Origin of the sequence: Pseudomonas sp. L7 (genome assembly GCF_046605565.1) — a bacterium.
Classification (GTDB): Bacteria; Pseudomonadota; Gammaproteobacteria; order Pseudomonadales; family Pseudomonadaceae; genus Aquipseudomonas; species Aquipseudomonas wayambapalatensis.
Window position 1 is genome coordinate 4,249,139 of record NZ_CP176784.1, and the last position, 23,660, is coordinate 4,272,798.

Here is a 23,660-nt window from a genome sequence, read left to right on the forward strand (position 1 = left end):
ACATGGCACGGGCAGGCCTGGCGAAGGGAGCCCCTGACCGGCAGGCCAGGGGGTGGAACGGGCGGTACTTTACCCGAGAAATGAGCTTTACGCGGTCTCTACCGTCGGAAAACTTTTCACCAGATCGTCCAGTTGCTTGAGCTGCGCCAGGAACGGTTCCAGCTTGTCCAGGCGCAGGGCGCACGGGCCATCGCACTTGGCGTTGTCCGGGTCCGGGTGAGCCTCGAGGAACAGGCCAGCCAGGCCCTGGCTCATGCCCGCCTTGGCCAGGTCGGTGACCTGGGCACGGCGACCACCAGCGGAGTCGGCACGGCCGCCAGGCGTCTGCAGCGAGTGGGTGACGTCGAAGAACACCGGGTACTCGAACTGCTTCATGATGCCGAAGCCGAGCATGTCGACCACCAGGTTGTTGTAGCCGAAGCTCGAACCGCGCTCGCAGAGAATGAGCTGGTCGTTACCGGCCTCGACGCACTTGGCGAGGATGTGCTTCATCTCGTGCGGGGCGAGGAACTGGGCCTTCTTGATGTTGATCACCGCGCCAGTCCTGGCCATGGCCACCACCAGGTCGGTCTGGCGCGAGAGAAACGCCGGCAGCTGGATGATGTCGCAGACCTTGGCCACCGGCTCGCACTGGTAAGGCTCGTGCACATCGGTGATCACCGGTACGTTGAAGGTACGCTTGATCTCCTCGAAGATCTTCAGCCCCTCTTCCATGCCCGGACCGCGGTACGAAGCGACCGACGAACGGTTGGCCTTGTCGAAGCTGGCCTTGAACACGTACGGGATGCCGAGTTTCTCGGTCACCCGCACGTACTCCTCGCAGACCTTCAGGGCCAGGTCACGGGACTCCAGGACGTTCATGCCGCCGAACAGGACGAACGGCTTGTCGTTGGCGATCTCGATGTTACCGACGCGAATGATCTTCTGGGTCATGGATCAGGCCTTGTTCTTCTGTGCCAGGGCTGCCTTGACGAAACCGCTGAACAGCGGGTGGCCGTCACGAGGCGTGGAGGTGAACTCCGGGTGGAACTGGCAGGCGACGAACCATGGGTGATCCTTCGACTCGACCACTTCGACCAGCGCGCCATCTTCGGAACGACCCGAAACCACCAGGCCGGCGTCGATCAGTTGCGGCAGCAGGTTGTTGTTCACTTCGTAGCGGTGACGGTGACGCTCGGTGATCACGTCGCTGCCGTAGCAGTCGTGAACCTTGGAGCCGGCGATCAGCTGGCAGTCCTGCGCGCCCAGGCGCATGGTGCCGCCCAGGTCGGAAGCTTCGGTACGGGTTTCGACGGCACCGGTGGCATCGGACCATTCGGTGATCAGGCCGACCACCGGGTGGCCGCTGTTGCGGTCGAACTCGGTGGAGTTGGCGTCTTTCCAGCCCATGACGTTACGGGCGAATTCGATCACCGCGACCTGCATGCCCAGGCAGATGCCCAGGTATGGAACCTTGTTCTCACGGGCGAATTGCACAGCCTTGATCTTGCCTTCCACGCCGCGCAGACCGAAGCCGCCCGGCACCAGGATGGCGTCGGCGCCTTCGAGCAGACCGGTGCCCTGGTTCTCGATGTCTTCGGAATCGATGTAGCGCAGGTTGACCTTGGTGCGGTTGGTGATGCCGGCGTGGCTCATCGCTTCGATCAGCGACTTGTACGCATCCAGCAGCTCCATGTACTTGCCGACCATGGCGATGGTGACTTCATGCTCGGGGTTGAGCTTGGCATCGACGACCTTGTCCCACTCGGACAGGTCGGCGCCATTGCACTGCAGGCCGAAGCGCTCGACGACGAAGTCGTCCAGGCCCTGTGCGTGCAGCACGCCCGGGATCTTGTAGATGGTGTCGACGTCTTCCAGCGAGATCACCGCACGCTCTTCGACGTTGGTGAACAGGGCGATCTTGCGGCGCGACGAGGCATCGACCGGGTGGTCGGAGCGGCAGATCAGCACATCAGGCTGCAGGCCGATGGAGCGCAGCTCCTTGACCGAATGCTGAGTAGGCTTGGTCTTGGTTTCACCAGCGGTGGCGATGTACGGCACCAGCGTCAGGTGCATCAGCATGGCGCGCTTGGAGCCTACTTCGACACGCAACTGACGGATGGCTTCGAGGAATGGCTGCGACTCGATGTCGCCCACGGTGCCGCCGATCTCGACCAGAGCCACGTCGGCATCGCCGGCGCCCTTGATGATGCGACGCTTGATCTCGTCGGTGATGTGCGGGATGACCTGGATGGTCGCACCCAGGTAGTCGCCACGGCGCTCCTTGCGCAGCACGTGCTCGTAGATGCGGCCGGTGGTGAAGTTGTTGTTCTGGGTCATCGTGGTGCGGATGAACCGCTCGTAGTGGCCCAGGTCAAGGTCGGTCTCGGCACCGTCGTGGGTGACGAACACTTCACCGTGCTGGAACGGGCTCATGGTACCCGGATCGACGTTGATGTACGGGTCCAGCTTGAGCATGGTGACCTTGAGCCCCCGCGCTTCCAGGATGGCCGCCAGGGAAGCCGAGGCAATGCCTTTCCCCAATGAAGAAACAACACCGCCCGTGACGAATATGTAGCGCGTCATGAAAAACCCTAGAAGTCTGCGTTAAGGCGGCCAGCGCCGCCGGAGAAAGCGAAGGAAGGCCGAAGCCCCCGATCACCTGCGTCAATCACAGTGCATCTCGAACAACTGCCGCGTCTGTACAGACCGGGGGTATCCCCAGTGTGGAGCTCGCTCGTCATTTTAAGAATCAGCCCAGCAAAAAACTGCTTGGTAATCGGCAACTCCTGTGTTTTCGAGGAACCCACAGAAGCTGTATCAAGAAGGGAGGGTAGTCTACCGGAATGTACCCTTCAGCTCAAACCTTGCACGTTCGTCGGCGGCTGCCACTGCAACTGCCAACCTGCCGGCCCTAGATCCGGCAGGTTGGCCACCGCCAGCAGCCGCTCGCCCTGCCACAGCAGCGGCAGGCGATGACGGATGAAATGCGGCACGTGACACTCGTTGAGCAGGCGCTTGAGGTCGCGGTGACCGCGCCCTGGAATATCGAGCACTTCGCCGCCCTGGCGATAGGCGACATGCAGGCCAGGTCCGGGAATGGCACCTACCACTTGCACGCTGCCATTGCCGGGTAGTGAGAGAGACTGGCTCGGGTCTGGCCAAGGCGCCCCACCCTGCGGCGCCTGCAGCCAATCGCCGCTCAACCACCACAACCGCCCATGACTGCGCTGCAGTTCACCATCGGTCAAGCGCCAGAGCGGCTGGGCATCGGCGGCGGCATCACGCAGGTTGTCCCAGCCGGCCCAATGGCGGCTATCGGGTAGACGTGTACGACTGCTCAGCCAGTACTGCAGGGCGTTCCGCTGGCGCGCCGGCGAAAGCGCCGCCAGCACCCCCAGGTCCAGCGAGTCCAGGCATTGCCAAGGCGCTATTGCGCCAGGGCTTGCGGCAGCGATGTCGGTGGCGGCGAGTTCGTCCAGCAGCGCCAGGGCCTCGCCCAGGTGCGCGGCGCTGCGCGCCAGGCTCTGGCTCGCTTGCGGCCAGCGCTGGTGCAGCAGCGGGAACACGTCGGCGCGCAGGAAGTTGCGGGCGAAGCGGGTATCGGTGTTGGACGGGTCTTCGATCCATCTCAGCCCCGATGCCTGGGCATACCGCTGCAACTGATCCCGCGCCAGATCGAGCAACGGCCTGACCAGCCGCCCCTGCCCCAGCGGACGAGATGCGGGCATCGCCGCCAGGCCGCGCAGGCCGGCACCGCGCAACAGGCGAAACAGCAGGGTCTCGGCCTGGTCATCGCGGTGCTGGCCGGTGAACAGCACTTCGCCCGGCTGCAGAACCTCGGCGAACGCGTCGTATCGCGCCGTGCGGGCGGCTTGCTCGAGGCTGGCGCCTGAAGATACCTCGACATGAATGACATCGAGCGCAATGCCCAGGCTGTCGCAGACATGGCGACAGTGATCCGGCCAGGCGTCGGCAGCGGCTTGCAGGCCATGGTGAATGTGCAGGGCACGCACCGGTGGACTGTCGTGTTGCCGGGCGTGACTGGCGAGGAGGTGCAGCAGGACAGTGGAGTCGAGGCCGCCGGAGAAGGCAATGTACCAGGTGGGGGCCTGCTGCCAGGGGAGCAGCTTGGGGGTGAGGTCAAGCATCAGGCCCTCACAGGACTTGGAATTGCCGGAGCCGCTCGCGCCCCATTCGCGGGCAAGCCCACTCCCACAGGGAGATTGGGCTGGCCTTTAGATGTTGAACAAGACAGTTGCTCCCAAATAGCATCGTTGCTTTTGTGGGAGCGGGCTTGCCCGCGAACAGGGCGCAAAGCGCCCCTGCCAATCAGAGACCGTAGCTCATCAGGCGATCGTAGCGACGCTTGAGCAGAGTATCGTTGTCGAGCTTGCCCAGCATGTCGAGCTGCTCGAGCAGGTCGGCACGGATGCTGGCCGACATCTTGGCCGGATCGCGGTGAGCGCCGCCCAGTGGCTCGCTGATCACCTTGTCGACGATGTTCAGGCTCTTCAAGCGCTCAGCGGTGATGCCCATTGCTTCGGCAGCGTCCGGCGCCTTGTCGGAGGTCTTCCACAGGATCGAGGCGCAACCTTCCGGCGAGATCACCGAGTAGGTGGAGTATTGCAGCATGTTCAGTTGGTCGCACACACCGATGGCCAGTGCGCCGCCCGAACCACCTTCACCAATCACGGTGGCGATGATCGGGGTTTTCAGGCGCGCCATGACGCGCAGGTTCCAGGCGATGGCCTCACTCTGGTTGCGCTCTTCGGCGTCGATGCCCGGGTAGGCGCCTGGGGTATCGATGAAAGTCAGGATCGGCATCTTGAAGCGCTCGGCCATCTCCATCAGGCGGCAGGCCTTGCGGTAGCCTTCAGGACGCGGCATGCCGAAGTTGCGACGGACCTTCTCACGCACTTCGCGGCCCTTCTGGTGACCGATGACCATCACCGGCTTGCCGTCCAGGCGCGCGGTACCGCCAACGATCGCGGCGTCGTCGGAAAAATGACGGTCGCCGTGCAGTTCTTCGAACTCGGTGAAGATGTGATCGAGGTAGTCCAGCGTGTACGGACGACGCGGGTGGCGTGCCAGGCGGGCGATCTGCCAGCTGGTCAGGTTGCCGAAGATGCTTTCGGTCAGGGCACTGCTCTTGTCTTGCAGACGGGCAATTTCATCGCTGATGTTCAGCGAGTTGTCGTTACCAACCAGGCGCAGCTCTTCGATCTTGGCTTGCAGGTCGGCAATCGGCTGTTCGAAATCGAGAAAATTCGGGTTCATAGGCATCCGTCTTGGGTCTACGGCCAGGCGGCCGGCCGGTTGATCCGTTTGGCGCCATACCTTACGGGATCTGGCGCATTCAGGTCGAGATTAAAATTCGTCGTTTCAACGGTATTGCAGGAAGACGTTCTCACGTCCGAACTGGTCACGCAGCGCCTGAATCAGGCCATCGGCGGGATCGATCGACCACTCGTCGCCGAACTGCAGCATGGCCTTGGCATCGCTGCCGGTGTACTCCAGCGTGATCGGGCAACCGCCGCGATGACGGGTGATCAGCTCGCCCAGCCAGGCCAGGCGATCTCCCTTGAGTGCTTCGTGGGCGATCTTCAGGCGCAGGCTTTCGGCCAGCTTGGTGCGGGCATCCTCCATGGTCATCACCTGCTTGACGCGCAGGCGCAGGCCGCCGGAGAAGTCGTCGTTGCTGACCTCGCCTTCGACCACCACCATCGCGTCGGTCTGCAGCAGCGCCTGGGCCGCCATGAAGGCATCGGCGAACAGCGAGGCCTCGATACGACCGGAGCGATCGTCGAGGGTGACGAAGCCCATCTTGTCACCCTTCTTGTTCTTCATCACCCGCAGGGCAATGATCATCCCCGCGATGGTCTGAGTGTCGCGTGAAGGCTTGAGGTCAACGATGCGCTGGCGAGCGAAACGGCGGATCTCGGTTTCGTACTCATCGATTGGGTGACCGGTGAGATATAGCCCGAGGGTATCCTTTTCGCCTTTCAGGCGCTCCTTGAGCGTGAGCTCGCGGACCTTGTGGTGGTTGGCATAGACATCGGAATCCTCTTCGACGAACAGCCCACCGAACAGGTCGATATGGCCGCTGTCAGCGGTGCGAGCGGTCTGCTCGGCCGACTTGATCGCCTCTTCGAGCGCCGACAGCAACACCGCGCGGTTGCGGTCGATGTTGGCCTGGTAGGCCTTGATCTCGTCGTGGAAGTGCGGCCCCAAGCGGTCCAACGCACCGCTGCGGATCAGGGCATCGAGGGTGCGCTTGTTGATGCGCTTGAGGTCGACGCGCTCGCAGAAGTCGAACAGGTCCTTGAACGGGCCGCCCTCGGCGCGCGCCTCGACGATCGCCTCCACCGGGCCTTCACCCACCCCCTTGATCGCACCCAGGCCATAGACGATACGACCGTCGTCGTTGACGGTGAACTTGAAGTCGGAGAAGTTCACGTCCGGCGCATCGAGGCGCAGCTTCATGCTGCGCACTTCCTCGACCAGCACCACCACCTTGTCGGTGTTGTGCATATCCGCCGACAATACCGCAGCCATGAACGGCGCCGGGTAGTGGGTCTTGAGCCAGGCGGTCTGGTACGAGACCAGGCCATAGGCTGCGGAGTGAGACTTGTTGAAGCCGTAACCGGCAAACTTCTCTACCAGGTCGAAGATGTTACCGGCAAGGTCTGCATCGATGTTATTGGCCACGCAACCTTCGATAAAACCGCCGCGTTGCTTGGCCATTTCCTCTGGCTTCTTCTTGCCCATGGCCCGACGCAGCATATCGGCGCCACCCAGGGTGTAGCCGGCCATCACCTGGGCGATCTGCATCACCTGTTCCTGATACAGGATGATGCCGTAGGTGGGGGCCAGTACCGGCTTGAGGCCTTCGTACTGGTAATCGGAGTGCGGATAGGCCAGCTCCGCGCGGCCGTGCTTGCGGTTGATGAAGTCGTCCACCATGCCCGACTGCAGCGGGCCGGGGCGGAACAACGCCACCAGTGCGATGAGGTCTTCCAGGCAGTCGGGCTTGAGCTTCTTGATCAGCTCTTTCATGCCGCGCGATTCAAGCTGGAACACCGCCGTGGTCTCGGCCTTCTGCAACAGCTCGTAGGTCTTGCGGTCGTCCAGCGGGATGAAGTCGATGTTGACGTCGGGCAGGTCTTTCTTTTTCTGCTCGCGGTTGATGATCTCCATCGCCCACTTGATGATCGTCAGCGTCCGCAAGCCGAGGAAGTCGAACTTCACCAGGCCCGCAGCCTCGACGTCGTCCTTGTCGAACTGAGTCACCAGGCCGCCGCCCTCTTCGTCACAGGCGATCGGCGAGAAATCGGTGAGTTTGGTCGGCGCGATCACCACACCACCGGCGTGCTTACCGGTACCGCGAGTGACCCCCTCGAGCTTGAGCGCCATGTCCCAGATCTCGCGAGCGTCTTCATCGCCCTTGAGGAAGTCGCGCAGGATCTCTTCCTGCTCGTAGGCCTTCTCCAGGGTCATGCCCACTTCGAACGGGATCATTTTCGACAAGCGGTCGGCCAGGCCGTAGGACTTGCCCTGCACACGCGCCACGTCACGCACCACCGCCTTCGCGGCCATGGTGCCGAAGGTGATGATCTGGCTGACTGCATTGCGCCCATAGGCCTCGGCCACGTAGTCGATTACCCGGTCGCGACCATCCATGCAGAAGTCGACGTCGAAGTCGGGCATGGAAATACGTTCGGGGTTGAGGAAGCGCTCGAACAGCAGGTCGTAGGCCAGCGGGTCGAGGTCGGTGATCTTCAGCACGTAGGCCACCAACGAACCCGCACCCGAACCCCGGCCCGGCCCCACCGGCACGTCGTTGTTCTTGGCCCACTTGATGAAGTCCATAACGATCAGGAAGTAACCGGGGAAGCCCATCTGGATGATGATATCCAGCTCGAACTTCAGGCGGTCCAGGTAGACCTGACGTTTCTCTTCGTAATTGGGCGTGGTCTCTTTCGGCCAGAGCACGGCCAGACGTTCTTCCAGGCCCTCGTGGGAGACGTGGCGCAGGTAATCGTCGATGCTCATGCCGTTGGGCGTCGGGAAATCCGGGAGGAAGTACTTGCCCAACTGCACCGTGATGTTGCAACGCTTGGCGATCTCGACAGTGTTGGCGATCGCGTCCGGCAGGTCGCTGAACAGCTCGGCCATCTCCTCGGCCGACTTCAGGTACTGCTGATCGCTGTAGCCGCGCGGGCGCCGCGGGTCGTCCAGGGTCCAGCCCTCGCCGATGCAGACGCGGGTCTCGTGGGCGTCGAAGTCGGTCTGTTTGATGAAGCGTACATCGTTGGTCGCCACCAGCGGCGCGCCGACCTTGTCGGCGAGGGCCACTGCAGCGTGCAGGTATTCTTCGTCGCCTGCGCGATTGGTGCGCTGCACTTCTACATAGAAGCGCTCCGGCAGCATCTGCATCCAGTCGCGTAGCAAGGCCTCAGCCTCGTCGCTGCGACCGGAGAGCAGCGCCATGCCGATATCGCCCTCGCGCGCCGCAGACAAGCCAATCAGGCCCTCGCTGGCGGGCGCGATCCATTCACGCTGGATAATCACCAGGCCGTTGCGCTGGCCTTCGGTCCAGCCCTTGGAGATCAACTCGGTGAGGTTGCGATAGCCCCGGGGGTTCATGGCCAGGAAGCAGATACGCGACAGCGGTGCCTCCGGATCGGCACCGGCCAGCCACAGGTCGGCGCCGCAGATCGGCTTGATCCCTGCGCCCATGGCGGTCTTGTAGAACTTCACCAGCGAGCACATGTTGCTCTGGTCGGTGATCGCCACCGCCGGCATGTTCATTCCGGCCAGGGCCTTGGCCAGCGGCTTGATCCGCACCAGACCATCGACCAGGGAGAACTCGGAGTGCACACGGAGGTGAACGAAGGAGACCGACATTGAAGATCCTGTGGCAATGCTGAACGACAAGGGCGGGATTGTAGCGTAATTAGCCGGAATGTTTTGGGGCCGCATAGCGGCCCCGACAGATCAGATCAGCGTGCTGGCACGCCCTTCGAGGACTTCCCACGCGGCCCTCACCGGTGCGAACGAGCGCCGATGAATGGGCGTAGGCCCCAGCCGCGCGAGAGCTTCGAGGTGCAACGGCGTCGGGTAGCCTTTGTGCCCGCCGATGCCGTAACCCGGGTAGATCAGCTCGAACGCGCTCATCTCGCGATCACGCGTGACCTTAGCCAGGATCGAAGCAGCGGCGATGGCTGGCACCTGGGAATCCCCCTTGACCACCGGCGCAGCTGGCACCGACAGTTTCGGGCAGCGGTTGCCATCGATCAACGCCAGTTTCGGCGTGACGCTCAACCCTTCCACCGCACGCTGCATGGCCAGCATGGTGGCCTGCAGGATGTTCAGTTGGTCGATCTCACCGACCGTGGCACGAGCGATACAAAAGGCCAGTGCCTTTTCGCAGATTTCGTCGAACAGCAACTCACGACGTGCCTCGGTGAGCTTCTTCGAGTCGTTCAGGCCAAGGATCGGCCGCTGCGGATCGAGGATCACCGCTGCCGTGACCACGTCCCCGCACAGCGGGCCACGCCCGACTTCGTCTACACCCGCGACCAGGTCTTCGACCAGGTTGAAATCAAGTCCCATCTGCATGTCATCGATCCTTCAGCAGGCCCAGCACTGCGTCGGCAGCCTGGTTGGACGCATCACGGCGCAAGGTGCGGTGAATCTGGTCGAAGCCTTCGGTCTGCTCATTGCCCTGCGTCACCAACGGTGCCAGCGTGGCCGCCAAAGCGTCAGGCGTTGCGGCGTCCTGCAGCAGCTCAGGGACCAGCAGGCGCTGGGCGAGCAGATTGGGCAGCGACACATAGGGACTCTTGACCATGCGCTTGAGAATCCAGAAGGTCAGCGGCGCAAGGCGATAGGCGACCACCATGGGGCGCTTGTACAGCAAAGCTTCGAGCGTGGCAGTACCCGAGGCAATCAGGACCGCATCGCAGGCCGCCAACGCCTGGTGCGATTGCCCATCGAGCAAGGTCAATGGGAGCTCGCGCCCCTGCAGCATCTGTTCGATCTGGGCACGTCGTGCAGGATTGGCGCACGGCGACACGAAACGCACACCCGGCACCAGGGTTTGCAGACGTTTGGCAGTCTCGAGGAACAACTCGCCGAGCCGCCCCACTTCGCCACCACGACTACCCGGCATCAAGGCTACCAGCGGCCCTTCGCCCAGCCCCAGCGCTGCGCGCGCGGCAGTGCGATCGGCCTCGAGCGGGATGGTATCGGCCAGCGGATGGCCGACAAAACGTACCGGCACACCCTTTTCTTCGTAGAATTTCGCCTCGAAGGGGAACAGCGTCAGCATCAGGTCGCAACCTTCACGAATCTTCAGCACACGCTTCTGCCGCCACGCCCAGACCGATGGACTGACGTAATGCACGGTCTTGATCCCGGCCTGACGCAGCTTCAGTTCGATATTGAGGGTGAAATCCGGTGCGTCGATGCCGATGAACACGTCGGGCTTCTCGCCGATCAGTGTCTGGATCAGGTCCTTGCGCCGCTTGAGCAGCTCGCGCAGGCGCCCCAGGACTTCGACCAGCCCCATGACCGCCAGGCGTTCCATGGGGAAATACGACTGCAGCCCTTCGGCTTCCATCAACGGGCCGCCGACACCAATGAAACGCACATCGGGATGACGCGCCTTGAGCGCGCGCATCAGGCCGGAGCCGAGGATGTCGCCGCTGGCCTCACCGGCGACCAGCGCTACGCAAAGCGACGCCATGTCAGCGGGTGATGCCGCGGGCAGAATTGAGAATCGACTGGCGGAACAGTTCGACTTCCGGGTGCTGCCCGGCCAGTTCGTCCAGCTCCTTGATCGCCTCTTCCACGGTCAAGCCTTGGCGATAGACGATCTTGTAGGCACGGCGCAAGTCATGGATGACCTCGTCGCTGAAACCGCGACGGCGCATACCTTCAAAGTTCATGCTGCGCGCCTCGGCCGGGCTGCCGAACACCGTGACGAACGCCGGAACATCTTTGCCGATCGCCGTGCCCATGCCAGAGAAAGCGTGAGCGCCAATATGGCAATACTGGTGCACCAGGGTGTAGCCGGACAGGATGGCCCAGTCGCCCACGTGCACATGCCCGGCCAGCGCCGTATTGTTGACCAGGATGCAATGGTTGCCGATCACGCTGTCATGGCCGATGTGGGCATAGGCCATGATCAGGTTGTGATCGCCAAGCGTGGTTTCCGAACGGTCCTGCACAGTACCGCGGTGAATGGTGACACCTTCGCGGATCACGTTGTGATCGCCGATCACCAGGCGCGTCGGCTCCCCCTTGTACTTGAGGTCGGGCGTGTCTTCGCCGATGGAGCTGAACTGATAGATGCGATTGTGCTTGCCGATCCGGGTGGGCCCCTTGAGCACCACGTGCGGACCGATGACGGTGCCCTCCCCGATTTCGACATCGGGGCCTACGATCGACCAAGGGCCGACCTCGACGCCGTCGGCCAGCTTGGCCGAGGGATCGATGATCGCCCGCGGATCAATCGAACTCATAGGGAGCGTTCCGCGCAGGTGATCTCGGCCGAGCAGACCGGCTTGCCGTCGACCAGGGCACGGCACTCGAACTTCCAGATCATGCTCTTGCGGCTGAGGAACTTGGCTTCCAGCACGAGCTGGTCACCCGGCAACACCGGCTGACGGAAACGCAGCTTGTCGGAGCCGACGAAGTAATAAAGAGTGCCATCGGCAGGCTTCGCATCGAGCATCTTGAAGCCGAGAATTCCGGCCGCCTGGGCCATTGCCTCGATGATCAGCACGCCCGGCATGATCGGGTGCGCCGGGAAATGGCCGTTGAAGAACGGCTCGTTGATGCTGACATTCTTGTAGGCACGAATGCTCTGGGCCTCGAAGTCCAGCTCCGTGACCCGGTCCACCAGCAGGAACGGGTAACGGTGAGGCAGGTATTCGCGAATCTCGTTGATGTCCATCATTTCGGGGGGAAGCCTGTAATAAGAATAGGGAGCGCAGGTGCTGACCACACGCTCCTTTTGCAGTCCAAAGAGGAGCCAGCTAGCGACTGTTCACTCTTGCTCAGGAAATGGTATCAGCCTTCTGATGCCGGCTGGCCACCTGAGGTCACGGTCTCGACGCGTTTTTCCAGTTGCTGCAGACGCTTGGACATCTCGTCGAGCTGGCGTATACGCGCTGCGCTCTTGCGCCACTCGGCCAACGGCTGCATGGCAGTACCGGAAGAATAGCCGCCCGGCTCGGTGATCGAGCGGGTGACCATGGTCATACCGGAGACGAAGACGTTGTCGCAAACATCAATATGACCAACCATGCCGACGCCGCCCGCGATCATGCAGTGCTTGCCGATACGCGTGCTGCCGGAAATTCCGACGCAAGCCGCCATTGCGGTATGGTCTCCGATCTGCACGTTGTGGGCGATCTGAATCTGGTTGTCGAGCTTGACGCCATTGCCGATTCGCGTGTCAGACAGCGCGCCACGGTCCACAGCGGTGTTGACACCGATTTCCACATCGTCACCCAGCGTCACGCCGCCGATCTGGGCAATCTTCTGCCAGACACCTTTCTCGTTGGCGAAACCGAAGCCCTCACCACCGATCACCGCACCCGACTGAATGACCACACGCTTGCCGATGGTGACATCGTGGTACAGCGTCACACGCGGGGCAAGCCAGCCACCCTCGCCGATGATGCAGCGGGCACCGACAAAGCAATGCGCGCCAACGGACACGTTCGCACCGATGCGCGCACCGCTTTCGATGACCGCGAACGGCCCGATGCTGGCACTTGCATCCACCTGAGCATCGTCAGCCACCACGGCGCTGGGATGAACTCCCGCCACAGCCTTGGGCTTGGGATCGAACAGGTGAGAAATACGGGCATAAGCCAGATAGGGATCGGGGACGATCAGCGCATTGCCGGTGAAGCCTTCGGCATCCTCGGCCTTGATCAGCACCGCTGCAGCCTGGCTGTCATCCAGGAATTTGCGGTATTGACGATTGGCGAGGAAGCTCAACTGCCCCGGACCGGCTTCCTGCAAGGTGGCCAGTCCGGTGATTTCAAGCGACTCGGGGCCACTGAGCGTGGCCCCGAGGGTCTCGGCCAACTGACCGAGCGTCATGGTCACGGTCATATCAACGCGCTTGGTTCATGCGCTCGATGACCTGGCGGGTGATGTCATACTGAGGTTTGACATCGATTACCGCACCACGCTCGAGCACCAGGTCGAAACCACCTTTCTTGATGACTTCCTCGACGGCACCGTCGAGCTTGGGCTTGAGCTGCTTGAGCATGTCGCGATCAGCAACGGCCTTCGCTTCGTTGAGTTCCTTGGACTGGAACTGGAAGTCACGGGCTTTTTGCTTGAACTCGAGCTCCAGGCGCTCACGCTCCTGCTGCTGCATCTTGTCGCCACCCTTGATCAGTCGATCCTGGATGCCCTTGGCGCTGCTTTCCAGAGTTTTCAGCTGGTTCAGTTGCGGACCGAACTTCTTCTCGGCATCGACAGCGTACTTTTTGGCGGCGTCTGATTCGAGCAGCGCCATCTGGTAGTTCAGAACGGCAATCTTCATTTCGGCGAAAGCCGGGGTGGCGACCAGCGCCGCGGCCACTACGGCCAGTTGAGTCAACTTACGCACGATGCACTCCTGGATAAACCGTTGTCGTTAAGCAAGGGCCAAGCTTAGAAAGTCTGGCCCAGAGAGAATTGGAACACCTGGGTGTCGGCGTCGTCCGGCTTCTTGATCGGCATCGCCAGGCTGAAGCTCAACGGGCCCAGCGCGGTAATCCAGGTCACGCCCAGGCCGACGGAGCTGGCCATGTCGGAGAAACCGACCTTCGCGCAGTCAGGCTTGGAGCCGCAGTTGGTGTCGAACACGTTACCCACATCCCAGAAGACCGAGGTACGCAGCGAACGCTGGTCCTTGACGAACGGCAGCGGGAACAGCAGCTCGACACCACCCTGCACGAGGACGTTACCACCGAACGGCAGCGGGTCCTGGTCCGGGTCACGAATGGTACCCGGATTGGTGCCCTGGCTCGGCGTACTGCGCGGGCCCAGGCTGCTGTCCTTGAAGCCGCGGACAGAGTTGAAGCCACCCGCATAATAGTTCTCGTAGAACGGCAGGCCCGAGGTACCGCCGAAACCATCACCATAGCCCAGTTCAGTGTGCAGGCGCAGGGTGTAGTCATTGCTCAGTGGCTTGAACAGCTGGCCGCGGTAGTCGAGCTTGTAGAACGACAGGTCGCTGCCCGGCACGGTGGTTTCCAGGGTCAGGCTTTGCGAGTGACCACGGGTGGCCAGCACGCCCTTGTTCAGGGTCGATTCGGACCAGCCGATCGACGCCTTGAAGTTCAGGAAGTTGTCGCCTTCCTTGTCGAGGAACTTGAAGATCTCGTCGACGGTGTAGCGGCCGGTCTTGATCTTGTCTTGCTGCACGGTCAGGCCGTAGGTCAGGCGCGAGGTCTCGCTGATCGGGTAACCCAGGCTGACGCCGGCACCGAGGCTGTCTACTGCATAGCTCGCCACATCGACGTCAAGGTCGTCGTAGTTGGTGCTGCGGTAGAAGGCGTTGTAGCCCAGGCTCACGCCATCGGCAGTGAAGTAGGGGTCAACGAAGCCGAAGTTGTATCGGGTCTGGTATTCGCTTCGGGTCAGGCCGATGGACACCTTGTTACCGGTACCCAGGAAGTTGCTCTGGCTGATCGAACCACCCAGGATCAGGCCCGCGCTCTGGGCGAAACCGACGCTGGCGGTGATCGAACCGGAAGCCTGCTCCTCGACCGCATAGTTGACGTCGACCTGGTCGTCGGTGCCTGGCACCGGCGGCGTCTCGACGTTGACTTCCTTGAAGAAGCCCAGGCGCTCGAGGCGGGTCTTGGACTGGTCGATGAGATAAGTGGATGCCCACCCACCTTCCATCTGACGCATCTCGCGACGCAGCACCTCGTCTTCGGTCTTGGTGTTGCCGCGGTAGTTGATGCGGTTGACGTAGGCACGCTTGCCCGGATCGACGACGAACATGATGTCGACGGTGTGATCCTGGTCGTTAGGTTGCGGCACGCCGTTGACGTTGGCGAAGGTATAGCCTTCGTTACCCAGTCGACGAGTGATCAGGTCGGAGGTGGTGGTCATCACCTTGCGCGAGAAGACCTGGCCTGGCTGCACCAGCAACAGCGACTTGACCTGGTCTTCCGGCACTTTCAGGTCACCGGAGAGTTTCACGTCACGAACGGTGTACTTCTCGCCTTCGTTGACGTTGACAGTAATGTAGACGTGCTTCTTGTCCGGGGTAATCGATACCTGGGTGGACGCGATGTCCATGTTGATGTAGCCGCGGTCCAGGTAATAGGAACGCAGACGCTCCAGGTCACCGGAGAGTTTTTCACGTGCGTACTTGTCGTCGTTCTTGAAGAACGACAGCCAGTTGGTGGTTTTCAGTTCGAAGAGCTGGGAGAGGTCTTCGTCGCTGAACACGGTGTTGCCCACCACGTTGATGTGCTGGATCGCCGCGACGGTACCTTCGTTGATCTTGATCTTCAGGCCGACACGGTTGCGTGGCTGCGGCACGACCTCGGCATCGACCTCGGCCGAGTAGCGGCCCTGGGCCACGTACTGGCGCTGCAGCTCGTTACGCACGCCCTCGAGCGTGGCGCGCTGGAAGATCTCGCCCTCGGCCAGGCCGGACTGCTTCAGGCCCTTCATCAGGTCTTCGGTACTGATCGCCTTGTTGCCCTCGATCTCGATGCTCGACACCGATGGGCGTTCGACCACGTTGATGATCAGGACATTGCCGTCGCGATCCAGCTGGATGTCCTGGAAGAAACCGGTCTTGAACAGCGAGCGAGTCGACTCCACCAGGCGGCGGTCATCGACCTGGTCGCCTACGTTCAACGGCAACGCGCCGAACACGCTGCCGGCGGAAACCCGCTGCAGGCCGTTGACACGAATATCGGAGATGGTGAAGGACTCGGCGTGAACTTCAGCGATCATCAGTGCGGAGAGGACCGCAGTTAGCAGCAGACGTTTCATGAAGTCCTTTTATTCCAACTGGCAATAAACAACCCGCCACCGCAGCACGGCGGCAGGTTCGCAATAGAGCGAAGCGTTAAAGTCGACCCAGATCGTTGATCAGGGCGAGCAACATCACCCCAATGACCAAACTGATACCGATCTGGACCCCCCAACCTTGCACCCGATCCGAGAGCGGACGACCGCGCGCCCACTCGATCAGGTAGAACAGCAAATGCCCCCCATCCAGTACCGGGATGGGCAGCAGGTTCAGAACCCCCAGGCTTATGCTCAGGTAGGCCAGGAAATTCAGGAAATCCCCAACGCCCGACTGGGCTGAAGCGCCCGCCACTTTAGCAATGGTTATCGGTCCGCTCAAGTTTTTTACCGAGAGCTCCCCGAACAGCATTTTCTTCAGCGATTCAAGGGTCAGGACACTCATGTTCCAAGTGCGCGAGAGCCCCTCGCCGACCGCCTCCAGCGGCCCGTAGCTGACCTCTCGAAGCATGTTCGCAGGCCACTCGGCGCCTTTGACCCCAGCCCCCAGATAACCTCCGGACGCCTGCCCTTCCCCTTTGCGCGCCAGCGTCACCGGCAGTTCCAGCTGCGCGCCATCACGCTCGATACGCAGTAGCACCTTCGCCTCGGGGCGCGCCCGAACAGTGTCCACCACCTGCTGCCAGTCACCCAGTGCGACACCATCGAGTGCCAGGAGTCTATCGCCGGTCTTCAGCCCGGCAGCAGCGGCCGGGCCCTTGGGATCGATTTCGGCGAGCACCGGACTTACCGCCGGCCGCCAGGGGCGCAGCCCCAGGGACTGGATCGGGTCAGGCTCATCGGCACCCTTGAGCCATTGATTCAGGCGGATTTCATGCTGACGCTCCAGCGTGGCGCCGTCGTCGCGCACGCCCACCCGCAAGCTGCCGCTCTCGCCCAGGCGACGCACCAGTTGCAGATTGACCGCCGACCAGCCACTGGTCGGCTTGCCATCGATCGAAACAATTTCCTGGCCTGCCACAAGGCCTGCAGATGCCGCCAGGCTGCCCGACTCGACCGCTCCGATGACCGGACGCACCTGCTGGCTGCCGAGCATGGCGACCACCCAGAAGAACAGGATGGCGAGCAGGAAGTTGGCAATCGGACCGGCGGCAACGATAGCAATACGCTGTCCAACCGATTTGCGATTGAAGGATTGATCAACAAGCGCGGGCGGCACATCACCTTCGCGCTCATCGAGCATCTTGACATAGCCGCCCAGCGGAATCGCTGCGACGACAAACTCGGTGCCATGGCGGTCGTGCCAGCGCACCAACGGCGTGCCGAACCCCACCGAGAAGCGCAGGACTTTCACTCCGCACTTGCGTGCCACCCAGAAGTGGCCGAATTCGTGAAAGGTGACCAGTACACCCAGAGCCACCAGGGTGCCGATAATCATGTAGAGCGCAGTCATATCCATCTCCGAATGACGTTCAGCCAGGCCTGGGGCCGACGGGAAATCAGCGGCCGTGGCGCCTCAACCATTCCCGGGACAGCTCCCGGGCCCGCTGGTCGGCGGCGAACACCGCATCCAGCGAAGGCAACGGCACTACCGGCTCCTGCTCGAGCACCTGTTCGATCATACCCGCGATTTCCGGGAAGCGGATACGCCGCTGGAGAAATGCCTCGACCGCCACTTCGTTGGCGGCGTTGAGCACGGCAGGCGCACTGTTGCCCGCTTCGGCAGCTTCTCGCGCCAGGCGCAGGCAGGGGAATCGCTGCTCGTCGGGCGCCTGGAAATCCAGACGGGCGACCGCGAACAGGTCCAGCGGCGCGACACCGGAATCGATCCGCTCAGGCCATGCCAGAGCGTTGGCGATCGGTGTCCGCATGTCCGGGTTGCCCAACTGCGCCAACACCGAACCATCCACATAGTCGACCAGCGAATGGATCACACTTTGCGGGTGTACCACCACCTCGACCTTGGCTGGCGCAGCATCAAACAGCCAGCAGGCCTCGATCAGCTCGAGCCCTTTGTTCATCATGCTTGCCGAGTCGACCGAAATCTTGCGCCCCATCGACCAGTTCGGATGAGCACAGGCCTGCTCCGGCGTGACGTCCATCAGCGCCTGCGCCGCGGTTTCACGGAAGGGCCCACCAGACGCCGTCAGCAGGATACGACGCACACCAACGTGCGCCAGGCCACGGGCATAGTCGCCGGGCAAGCACTGGAAGATGGCATTGTGCTCGCTGTCGATCGGCAGCAGCACTGCACCACTGGTGCGCACCGCTTCCATGAACAGCGCGCCGGACATCACCAGCGCCTCCTTGTTGGCCAGCAGCACCTTCTTGCCGGCCTGCACCGCCGCCAAGGTCGGACGCAGACCAGCAGCGCCGACGATAGCAGCCATCACGGTGTCCACTTCGCTGGCAGACGCAACCTGGCAGAGACCTGCCTCGCCTTCCAGCACTTCGGTGGTGCTGCCCGCCGCCGCCAGCCCTTCACGCAGGCGGGCGACCGAGTCGGCGTCCGGCACCACCGCATACGCCGGACGATGGCGCAGGCACAGGCCGAGCAATTCATCCAGGCGTGAATAGCCGCTAAGGGCAAACACCTGGTAGCGCTCGGGGTGACGGGAAATCACATCCAGCGTACTCAGGCCGATCGACCCGGTCGCACCGAGCACGGTAATCCGCTGCGGATGGCTCACATCACACCCCATTCGGCCGCCCAGAGCAGCACGGCGAACATCGGGATCGCCGCGGTCAGGCTGTCGATACGATCCAGCACGCCGCCATGACCAGGCAGCAGGTTACTGCTGTCCTTGATGCCTTCGCGACGCTTGAACATGCTTTCGGTCAGGTCGCCAACCACCGACGACATGACCACGATCACCGCGCCGACCAGGCCGAGCAGCAACTGCCCCACCCCCCAGTCGCGCACGAGCCCGACCACCAGGGTGATCAACAGGCTCACGGCCATGCCGCCATACACACCCTCCCAGCTCTTGCCGGGGCTGACGTGCGGCGCCAGCTTGCGCTTGCCAAAGGCACGACCAGAGAAATATGCACCGATGTCGGCAGCCCAGACCAGCACCATCACCGCCAGGATCAAGCCATTGCCCAATGGCCAATGCTTGAGCAGCAACAGGCCTTGCCAGGCGGGTAACAGCACCAGCAGACCGATCAGCAGACGGCAGGCGGCACTGCTCCACAACTCAGCGCTACGTGGGTAGGTGAGCACCAGCCAAGTCGCCAGGCCCCACCAGATCACCGACGCCCCCAGCACCCAGGGCGCAAGGTCCGGCATGAGGTAGAGCACCATCAGCGCTCCAGCGACCACGGCGGCATAGGCGATGCGCAATGGCTGGGCCATCAACCCGGCCAGACGCGCCCATTCCCAGGCACCAAGGGTCACCACGAAACCGATGAACAGGGCGAAATCCGCGCCGTTGAGCAGGAAGAAACCGCCCAGCGCGATCGGCAACAGGATCAGCGCGGTAATGATGCGTTGTTTAAGCATTAAGCACGAGCTCCAGCCTCGACCTGCTCGCTGGTCTTACCGAAGCGGCGTTGGCGCGAAGCGAAATCGGCCAGTGCATTACGCATGGCCTCGTGTTTGAAGTCCGGCCAGTACAGGTCGGAGAAATACAGCTCGGCGTAGGCCAACTGCCACAACAGGAAGTTGCTGATGCGGTGTTCGCCGCCGGTGCGAATGCACAGGTCGGGCAAAGGCAGGTCACCCGTGGCAAGGCAGGTCTGCAGCAGGCCGGGCGTGATATCGTCCGGGCGCAGATGGCCGGCCTGGACTTCGCGCGCCAGGCGCTGGGCGGCCTGGGCGATATCCCACTGGCCACCATAGTTGGCAGCGATCTGCAGGATGAAACGATCGTTGCCGGCGGTCAGCGCTTCGGCTTCTCGCATCGCGGCCTGTAGCTCCGGATGGAAGCGCGAGCGGTCACCGATGATGCGCAGGCAGATGTTGTTGTCGTTCAGGCGCTTGGCCTCGCGGCGCAAGGCCGAGAAGAACAGCTCCATCAACGCACCCACCTCATCGGCCGGACGCTGCCAGTTCTCGCTGGAGAAGGCGAAGAGCGTGAGCACTTCGACCTTGGCCTCGGCACAGACTTCGATCACCGCACGCACCGCATCGACGCCGGCCTTGTGCCCGGCAACGCCAGGCAGCAGGCGCTTTTTCGCCCAGCGGTTGTTGCCGTCCATGATGATAGCGACGTGACGCGGCACCGACGAGGGTGCCGCCTGCTTGGTCTTTTCCATGAAAAAGTCCTGGCCTCAGACGGCCATCAGGTCCTTTTCCTTGGCTTTGAACGCAGCATCGACGTCTGCCACGAACTTGTCGGTCAGCTTCTGGATCTCGTCAGCTGCACGACGCTCTTCGTCTTCGCTGATTTCCTTGTCCTTGGTCAGCTTCTTCAGGTCGGCTAATGCGTCGCGACGCACGTTGCGCACGGCAACCTTGGCATCCTCGGCAACGCCGCTGGCCTGCTTGGTGTAGCCCTTGCGGGTTTCTTCGGTCAGGGCCGGCATCGGCACGCGAATGGTGGTACCGGCGCTCGACGGGTTCAGGCCCAGGTCGGAGGTCAGGATGGCCTTCTCGATCGCGGCGCTGAGGTTCTTGTCGTGGGCGACGATCTTGAGGGTGCGGGCGTCCTCGACGGTGATCGCGGCCACCTGGTTCAGCGGCATCTCGCTACCCCAGGCCGGAACCTTGACGCCATCCAGGATGCTTGGGTGGGCGCGACCGGTGCGGATCGCTGCCAGGTTGCGGGCCAACGCCTCGAGGGACTTGCCCATGCGCTCCTGCGCGTCTTTCTTGATGTCGTTGATCATGCTTCGCCTTCCTCGATCAAAGTACCTTCAGCGCCACCCACCACGATGTTCAGCAGGGCGCCAGGCTTGTTCATGTTGAATACCCGCAATGGCATCTTGTGGTCGCGGCACAGGCAGATTGCGGTCAGGTCCATGACACCGAGCTTGCGATCCAGCACCTCGTCGTAGGTGAGGTGGTCGAACTTCTCGGCATGCGGATCCTTGAATGGGTCGGCAGTGTACACACCATCGACCTTGGTCGCCTTCAGCACCACGTCGGCATCGATTTCGATAGCACGCAGGCACGCTGCGGAGTCGGTGGTGAAGAACGGATTGCCGGTACCGGCGGAGAAAATTACCACATCCCCGGAGTTGAGGTGGCGAATAGCTTTGCGACGATCGTAATGATCGGTGACGCCGACCATGGAGATGGCAGACATGACCAGTGCCGGGATGTTCGAGCGCTCCAGCGCATCGCGCATGGCCAGTGCGTTCATTACAGTGGCCAGCATGCCCATGTGGTCGCCCGTGACGCGGTCCATGCCGGCTGCACTGAGCGCGGCGCCGCGGAACAGGTTACCACCACCGATCACCAGGCCGACCTGGACACCGATACCGACCAGCTGACCAACTTCCAGGGCCATGCGGTCCAGCACCTTCGGGTCGATCCCGAAGTCTTCCGAGCCCATCAGGGCCTCGCCGCTAAGTTTGAGCAAAATGCGTTTATAGCGAGGTTGGCGACCACTCACCTGCTGAGCCATTGCGAGTCTCTCCTGCGGCGTACTTTTAGAAAATTCCGTGCGGGCTGTGTGCAGCCTGCTAACTGTAGCGTGGCACTGCTTCAGTGCCAGCGCACAGGGCCAGATAAACCCTTGCGCGCTTTGACAAAGAGGCTGCGCGCGTGAGCGGGCAGCCTCTTCGGGGCGACAGACGAGTCCGTCTTACTGCTTGGCGGCAGCGACCTGGGCGGCAACTTCGGCAGCGAAGTCGTCAACCGGCTTCTCGATGCCTTCGCCAACTTTGAAGTAGGTGAAGGAAACGATTTCAGCACCGGCTTTCTTGGCCAGATCGCCGACCTTGACTTCCGGGTTCATGACGAAGGCCTGCTCTTTCAGCGAGGCTTCTGCCTTGAACTTGGTGATACGGCCGTTGATCATGTTCTCAACGATGTTTTCCGGCTTGCCAGCGATCTTGTCGGCGTTCAGCTGCAGGAAGACGCCCTTCTCGCGCTCGATGGCCTCGGCGGAGATTTCCGACGAATCCAGGAACTCAGGGTTCGAAGCTGCAACGTGCATGGCGATGTTCTTGGCCAGCTCTACGTCACCGCCTTTCAGAACGACGGCAGCGCCGATCTTGTTGCCGTGCAGGTAGGCACCGACCACGTCACCTTCGACGCGAGCCAGACGACGGATGTTGACGTTCTCGCCGCACTTGGCGACCAGGGCTTCACGAGCGGCTTCACGCGAAGCGATCAGCGGAGCGGCGTCGGTCAGCTTCTGGGCGAAGGCTTCTTCCAGGCTTTCGGCAACGAAAGTCTTGAAGTCGTCTTGCAGGGCCAGGAAGTCGGTCTGCGAGTTCACTTCCAGCAGAACGGCGACCTTACCGTCGGTCTTGACGGCGATAGCACCTTCAGCGGCAACGTTGCCAGCCTTCTTGGCGGCCTTGATGGCGCCCGAGGCACGCATGTCGTCAATGGCTTTCTCGATGTCGCCGCCGGCCTTTTCCAGGGCCTTTTTGCAATCCATCATGCCTTCGCCGGTACGCTCGCGCAGTTCTTTGACCAGCGCTGCAGTAATTGCTGCCATTTCAAAATCCTCTTGGAAAGTTTTTCAACCATTCCACCCGTTCATCACGGGCGTTCAATTCTGGAAATCCGCTGTCTTCACACCAGCGCCACGCATGATGCGGCGTGCTTGCTGACAGGAGGATTTCAGGTGGCAAAAAGGGGGCCAAGCCCCCTTTTCGCGTGCCAAGTAGACGCCAGGCGTCAATTACTCAGCAGCTGGTGCCGCCGCTTCTTCAGCGTAGACTTCGGTACCGCCGGCAACGTTGTTGCGACCGCGGATGACGGCGTCAGCCATCGAAGTCATGTACAGCTCGATGGCGCGGATTGCGTCGTCGTTGCCTGGGATCACGAAGTCAACGCCTTCCGGGCTGCTGTTGGTATCGACAACGCCGATGACCGGGATGCCCAGCTTGTTGGCTTCGGTGATTGCAATGCGCTCGTGATCGACATCGATGACGAACAGTGCATCAGGCAGACCGCCCATGTCCTTGATACCACCCAGGCTGCGATCCAGTTTTTCCAGGTCGCGCGAGCGCATCAGGGCTTCTTTCTTGGTCAGCTTGGCGAAGGTGCCATCTTCGGCCTGGGTTTCCAGGTCGCGCAGACGCTTGATCGAAGCACGGATGGTCTTGTAGTTGGTCAGCATGCCGCCCAACCAGCGGTGATCAACGTATGGCGAACCGCAACGAGCAGCTTGCTCGGCGACCAGTTTGCCAGCGGAACGCTTGGTGCCGACGAACAGGATCTTGTTCTTGCCCTGGGCCAGGCGCTCTACGAACGACAGAGCGTCGTTGAACATCGGCAGGGTTTTTTCCAGGTTGATAATGTGGATCTTGTTGCGCGCGCCGAAAATGTACTTGCCCATTTTCGGGTTCCAGTAACGGGTCTGGTGGCCGAAGTGCACACCGGCCTTCAGCATATCGCGCATGTTGACTTGGGACATGATAGTTCCTTGATAAGTCGGGTTGGGCCTCCACGTATCCCAATGACCAACCCATGGATCCGAAGATCCCGGGCACCCAGGCCATCGTGTCGACACGTGTGTGGGTTTGAGCTGACGGGGACCTCCCCGAAA

General features: G+C 62.0%; 20 protein-coding genes. All 20 read right to left on the reverse strand.

Going from position 1 to position 23,660, the window contains the following annotated elements:
• Positions 1-87 precede the first annotated feature (87 nt).
• Positions 88-933: a 3-deoxy-8-phosphooctulonate synthase gene (gene kdsA / locus ACK3BK_RS19660; RefSeq protein ID WP_186667224.1), complete on the reverse strand. Its 846-nt coding sequence runs from the start codon at positions 931-933 to the stop codon at positions 88-90.
• Between the two features lie 3 nt (positions 934-936).
• Positions 937-2,565 carry a CTP synthase gene (locus ACK3BK_RS19665; RefSeq protein ID WP_186667225.1) on the reverse strand — a complete coding sequence of 543 codons (1,629 nt, stop codon included), beginning with the start codon at positions 2,563-2,565 and terminating at the stop codon, positions 937-939.
• A gap of 269 nt (positions 2,566-2,834) precedes the next feature.
• Positions 2,835-4,130, reverse strand: coding sequence for a tRNA lysidine(34) synthetase TilS (gene tilS / locus ACK3BK_RS19670; RefSeq protein ID WP_411383124.1), 1,296 nt, complete (start codon positions 4,128-4,130; stop codon positions 2,835-2,837).
• A 181-nt stretch (positions 4,131-4,311) separates the two neighbouring features.
• Positions 4,312-5,259 (reverse strand): acetyl-CoA carboxylase carboxyl transferase subunit alpha, encoded by a 948-nt coding sequence (gene accA / locus ACK3BK_RS19675; RefSeq protein ID WP_186667227.1) that lies wholly within the window; start codon positions 5,257-5,259, stop codon positions 4,312-4,314.
• Between the two features lie 105 nt (positions 5,260-5,364).
• Complete coding sequence (gene dnaE, locus ACK3BK_RS19680) at positions 5,365-8,889, reverse strand: DNA polymerase III subunit alpha (protein WP_186709876.1); 3,525 nt, start codon at positions 8,887-8,889, stop codon at positions 5,365-5,367.
• Positions 8,890-8,979: 90 nt separating this feature from the next.
• Entirely contained in the window at positions 8,980-9,603 is a 624-nt protein-coding gene (gene rnhB, locus ACK3BK_RS19685) for a ribonuclease HII (protein WP_186667229.1), read from the reverse strand.
• Position 9,604: 1 nt separating this feature from the next.
• Positions 9,605-10,732, reverse strand: coding sequence for a lipid-A-disaccharide synthase (gene lpxB / locus ACK3BK_RS19690; RefSeq protein WP_186718849.1), 1,128 nt, complete (start codon positions 10,730-10,732; stop codon positions 9,605-9,607).
• A 1-nt stretch (position 10,733) separates the two neighbouring features.
• A complete protein-coding gene (gene lpxA, locus ACK3BK_RS19695) occupies positions 10,734-11,510 on the reverse strand; it encodes an acyl-ACP--UDP-N-acetylglucosamine O-acyltransferase (RefSeq protein ID WP_186667231.1) in 777 nt (258 codons plus the stop codon).
• Complete coding sequence (gene fabZ / locus ACK3BK_RS19700) at positions 11,507-11,947, reverse strand: 3-hydroxyacyl-ACP dehydratase FabZ (RefSeq protein WP_011535269.1); 441 nt, start codon at positions 11,945-11,947, stop codon at positions 11,507-11,509. The genes lpxA and fabZ overlap by 4 nt, the downstream gene beginning before the upstream one ends.
• Positions 11,948-12,060: 113 nt before the next feature.
• Positions 12,061-13,116 carry a UDP-3-O-(3-hydroxymyristoyl)glucosamine N-acyltransferase gene (lpxD, locus tag ACK3BK_RS19705; protein ID WP_411383125.1) on the reverse strand — a complete coding sequence of 352 codons (1,056 nt, stop codon included), beginning with the start codon at positions 13,114-13,116 and terminating at the stop codon, positions 12,061-12,063.
• A gap of 1 nt (position 13,117) precedes the next feature.
• On the reverse strand, positions 13,118-13,621 hold the full coding sequence (locus ACK3BK_RS19710) for an OmpH family outer membrane protein (protein WP_054891073.1): 504 nt from the start codon (positions 13,619-13,621) through the stop codon (positions 13,118-13,120).
• Positions 13,622-13,665: 44 nt separating this feature from the next.
• A complete protein-coding gene (gene bamA, locus ACK3BK_RS19715) occupies positions 13,666-16,014 on the reverse strand; it encodes an outer membrane protein assembly factor BamA (protein WP_151925105.1) in 2,349 nt (782 codons plus the stop codon).
• 76 nt (positions 16,015-16,090) lie between these two features.
• Positions 16,091-17,443 carry an RIP metalloprotease RseP gene (gene rseP / locus ACK3BK_RS19720; RefSeq protein WP_186667233.1) on the reverse strand — a complete coding sequence of 451 codons (1,353 nt, stop codon included), beginning with the start codon at positions 17,441-17,443 and terminating at the stop codon, positions 16,091-16,093.
• 46 nt (positions 17,444-17,489) lie between these two features.
• Complete coding sequence (gene ispC / locus ACK3BK_RS19725) at positions 17,490-18,680, reverse strand: 1-deoxy-D-xylulose-5-phosphate reductoisomerase (RefSeq protein ID WP_411383126.1); 1,191 nt, start codon at positions 18,678-18,680, stop codon at positions 17,490-17,492.
• Entirely contained in the window at positions 18,677-19,492 is an 816-nt protein-coding gene (locus tag ACK3BK_RS19730) for a phosphatidate cytidylyltransferase (protein ID WP_411383127.1), read from the reverse strand. The genes ispC and ACK3BK_RS19730 overlap by 4 nt, the downstream gene beginning before the upstream one ends.
• Positions 19,492-20,247 (reverse strand): polyprenyl diphosphate synthase, encoded by a 756-nt coding sequence (gene uppS, locus ACK3BK_RS19735; protein WP_186667235.1) that lies wholly within the window; start codon positions 20,245-20,247, stop codon positions 19,492-19,494. Before uppS ends, ACK3BK_RS19730 begins: the two co-directional genes overlap by 1 nt.
• Positions 20,248-20,262: 15 nt before the next feature.
• Positions 20,263-20,820, reverse strand: a complete 558-nt coding sequence (frr, locus tag ACK3BK_RS19740) for a ribosome recycling factor (RefSeq protein WP_186667236.1) — start codon at positions 20,818-20,820, stop codon at positions 20,263-20,265.
• Positions 20,817-21,560, reverse strand: a complete 744-nt coding sequence (pyrH, locus tag ACK3BK_RS19745) for a UMP kinase (protein ID WP_023381972.1) — start codon at positions 21,558-21,560, stop codon at positions 20,817-20,819. The genes frr and pyrH overlap by 4 nt, the downstream gene beginning before the upstream one ends.
• Before the next feature lie 180 nt (positions 21,561-21,740).
• Positions 21,741-22,604 carry a translation elongation factor Ts gene (tsf, locus tag ACK3BK_RS19750; RefSeq protein WP_186667237.1) on the reverse strand — a complete coding sequence of 288 codons (864 nt, stop codon included), beginning with the start codon at positions 22,602-22,604 and terminating at the stop codon, positions 21,741-21,743.
• A gap of 186 nt (positions 22,605-22,790) precedes the next feature.
• Positions 22,791-23,528 carry a 30S ribosomal protein S2 gene (gene rpsB, locus ACK3BK_RS19755; protein ID WP_054891081.1) on the reverse strand — a complete coding sequence of 246 codons (738 nt, stop codon included), beginning with the start codon at positions 23,526-23,528 and terminating at the stop codon, positions 22,791-22,793.
• Positions 23,529-23,660: the final 132 nt, after the last annotated feature.

Bases quoted from the DNA above. Each gene is read 5' to 3' on its own strand.
- lpxD (WP_411383125.1), bottom strand. From the start codon at position 13,116: ATGACCGTGACCATGACGCTCGGTCAGTTGGCCGAGACCCTCGGGGCC.
- ACK3BK_RS19665 (WP_186667225.1), bottom strand. From the start codon at position 2,565: ATGACGCGCTACATATTCGTCACGGGCGGTGTTGTTTCTTCATTGGGG.
- ACK3BK_RS19730 (WP_411383127.1), bottom strand. From the start codon at position 19,492: ATGCTTAAACAACGCATCATTACCGCGCTGATCCTGTTGCCGATCGCG.
- rpsB (WP_054891081.1), bottom strand. From the start codon at position 23,528: ATGTCCCAAGTCAACATGCGCGATATGCTGAAGGCCGGTGTGCACTTC.
- uppS (WP_186667235.1), bottom strand. From the start codon at position 20,247: ATGGAAAAGACCAAGCAGGCGGCACCCTCGTCGGTGCCGCGTCACGTC.
- accA (WP_186667227.1), bottom strand. From the start codon at position 5,259: ATGAACCCGAATTTTCTCGATTTCGAACAGCCGATTGCCGACCTGCAA.
- dnaE (WP_186709876.1), bottom strand. From the start codon at position 8,889: ATGTCGGTCTCCTTCGTTCACCTCCGTGTGCACTCCGAGTTCTCCCTG.
- rseP (WP_186667233.1), bottom strand. From the start codon at position 17,443: ATGACTGCGCTCTACATGATTATCGGCACCCTGGTGGCTCTGGGTGTA.
- pyrH (WP_023381972.1), bottom strand. From the start codon at position 21,560: ATGGCTCAGCAGGTGAGTGGTCGCCAACCTCGCTATAAACGCATTTTG.
- lpxA (WP_186667231.1), bottom strand. From the start codon at position 11,510: ATGAGTTCGATTGATCCGCGGGCGATCATCGATCCCTCGGCCAAGCTG.
- tsf (WP_186667237.1), bottom strand. From the start codon at position 22,604: ATGGCAGCAATTACTGCAGCGCTGGTCAAAGAACTGCGCGAGCGTACC.
- tilS (WP_411383124.1), bottom strand. From the start codon at position 4,130: ATGCTTGACCTCACCCCCAAGCTGCTCCCCTGGCAGCAGGCCCCCACC.
- rnhB (WP_186667229.1), bottom strand. From the start codon at position 9,603: ATGCAGATGGGACTTGATTTCAACCTGGTCGAAGACCTGGTCGCGGGT.
- bamA (WP_151925105.1), bottom strand. From the start codon at position 16,014: ATGAAACGTCTGCTGCTAACTGCGGTCCTCTCCGCACTGATGATCGCT.
- lpxB (WP_186718849.1), bottom strand. From the start codon at position 10,732: ATGGCGTCGCTTTGCGTAGCGCTGGTCGCCGGTGAGGCCAGCGGCGAC.
- frr (WP_186667236.1), bottom strand. From the start codon at position 20,820: ATGATCAACGACATCAAGAAAGACGCGCAGGAGCGCATGGGCAAGTCC.
- kdsA (WP_186667224.1), bottom strand. From the start codon at position 933: ATGACCCAGAAGATCATTCGCGTCGGTAACATCGAGATCGCCAACGAC.
- fabZ (WP_011535269.1), bottom strand. From the start codon at position 11,947: ATGATGGACATCAACGAGATTCGCGAATACCTGCCTCACCGTTACCCG.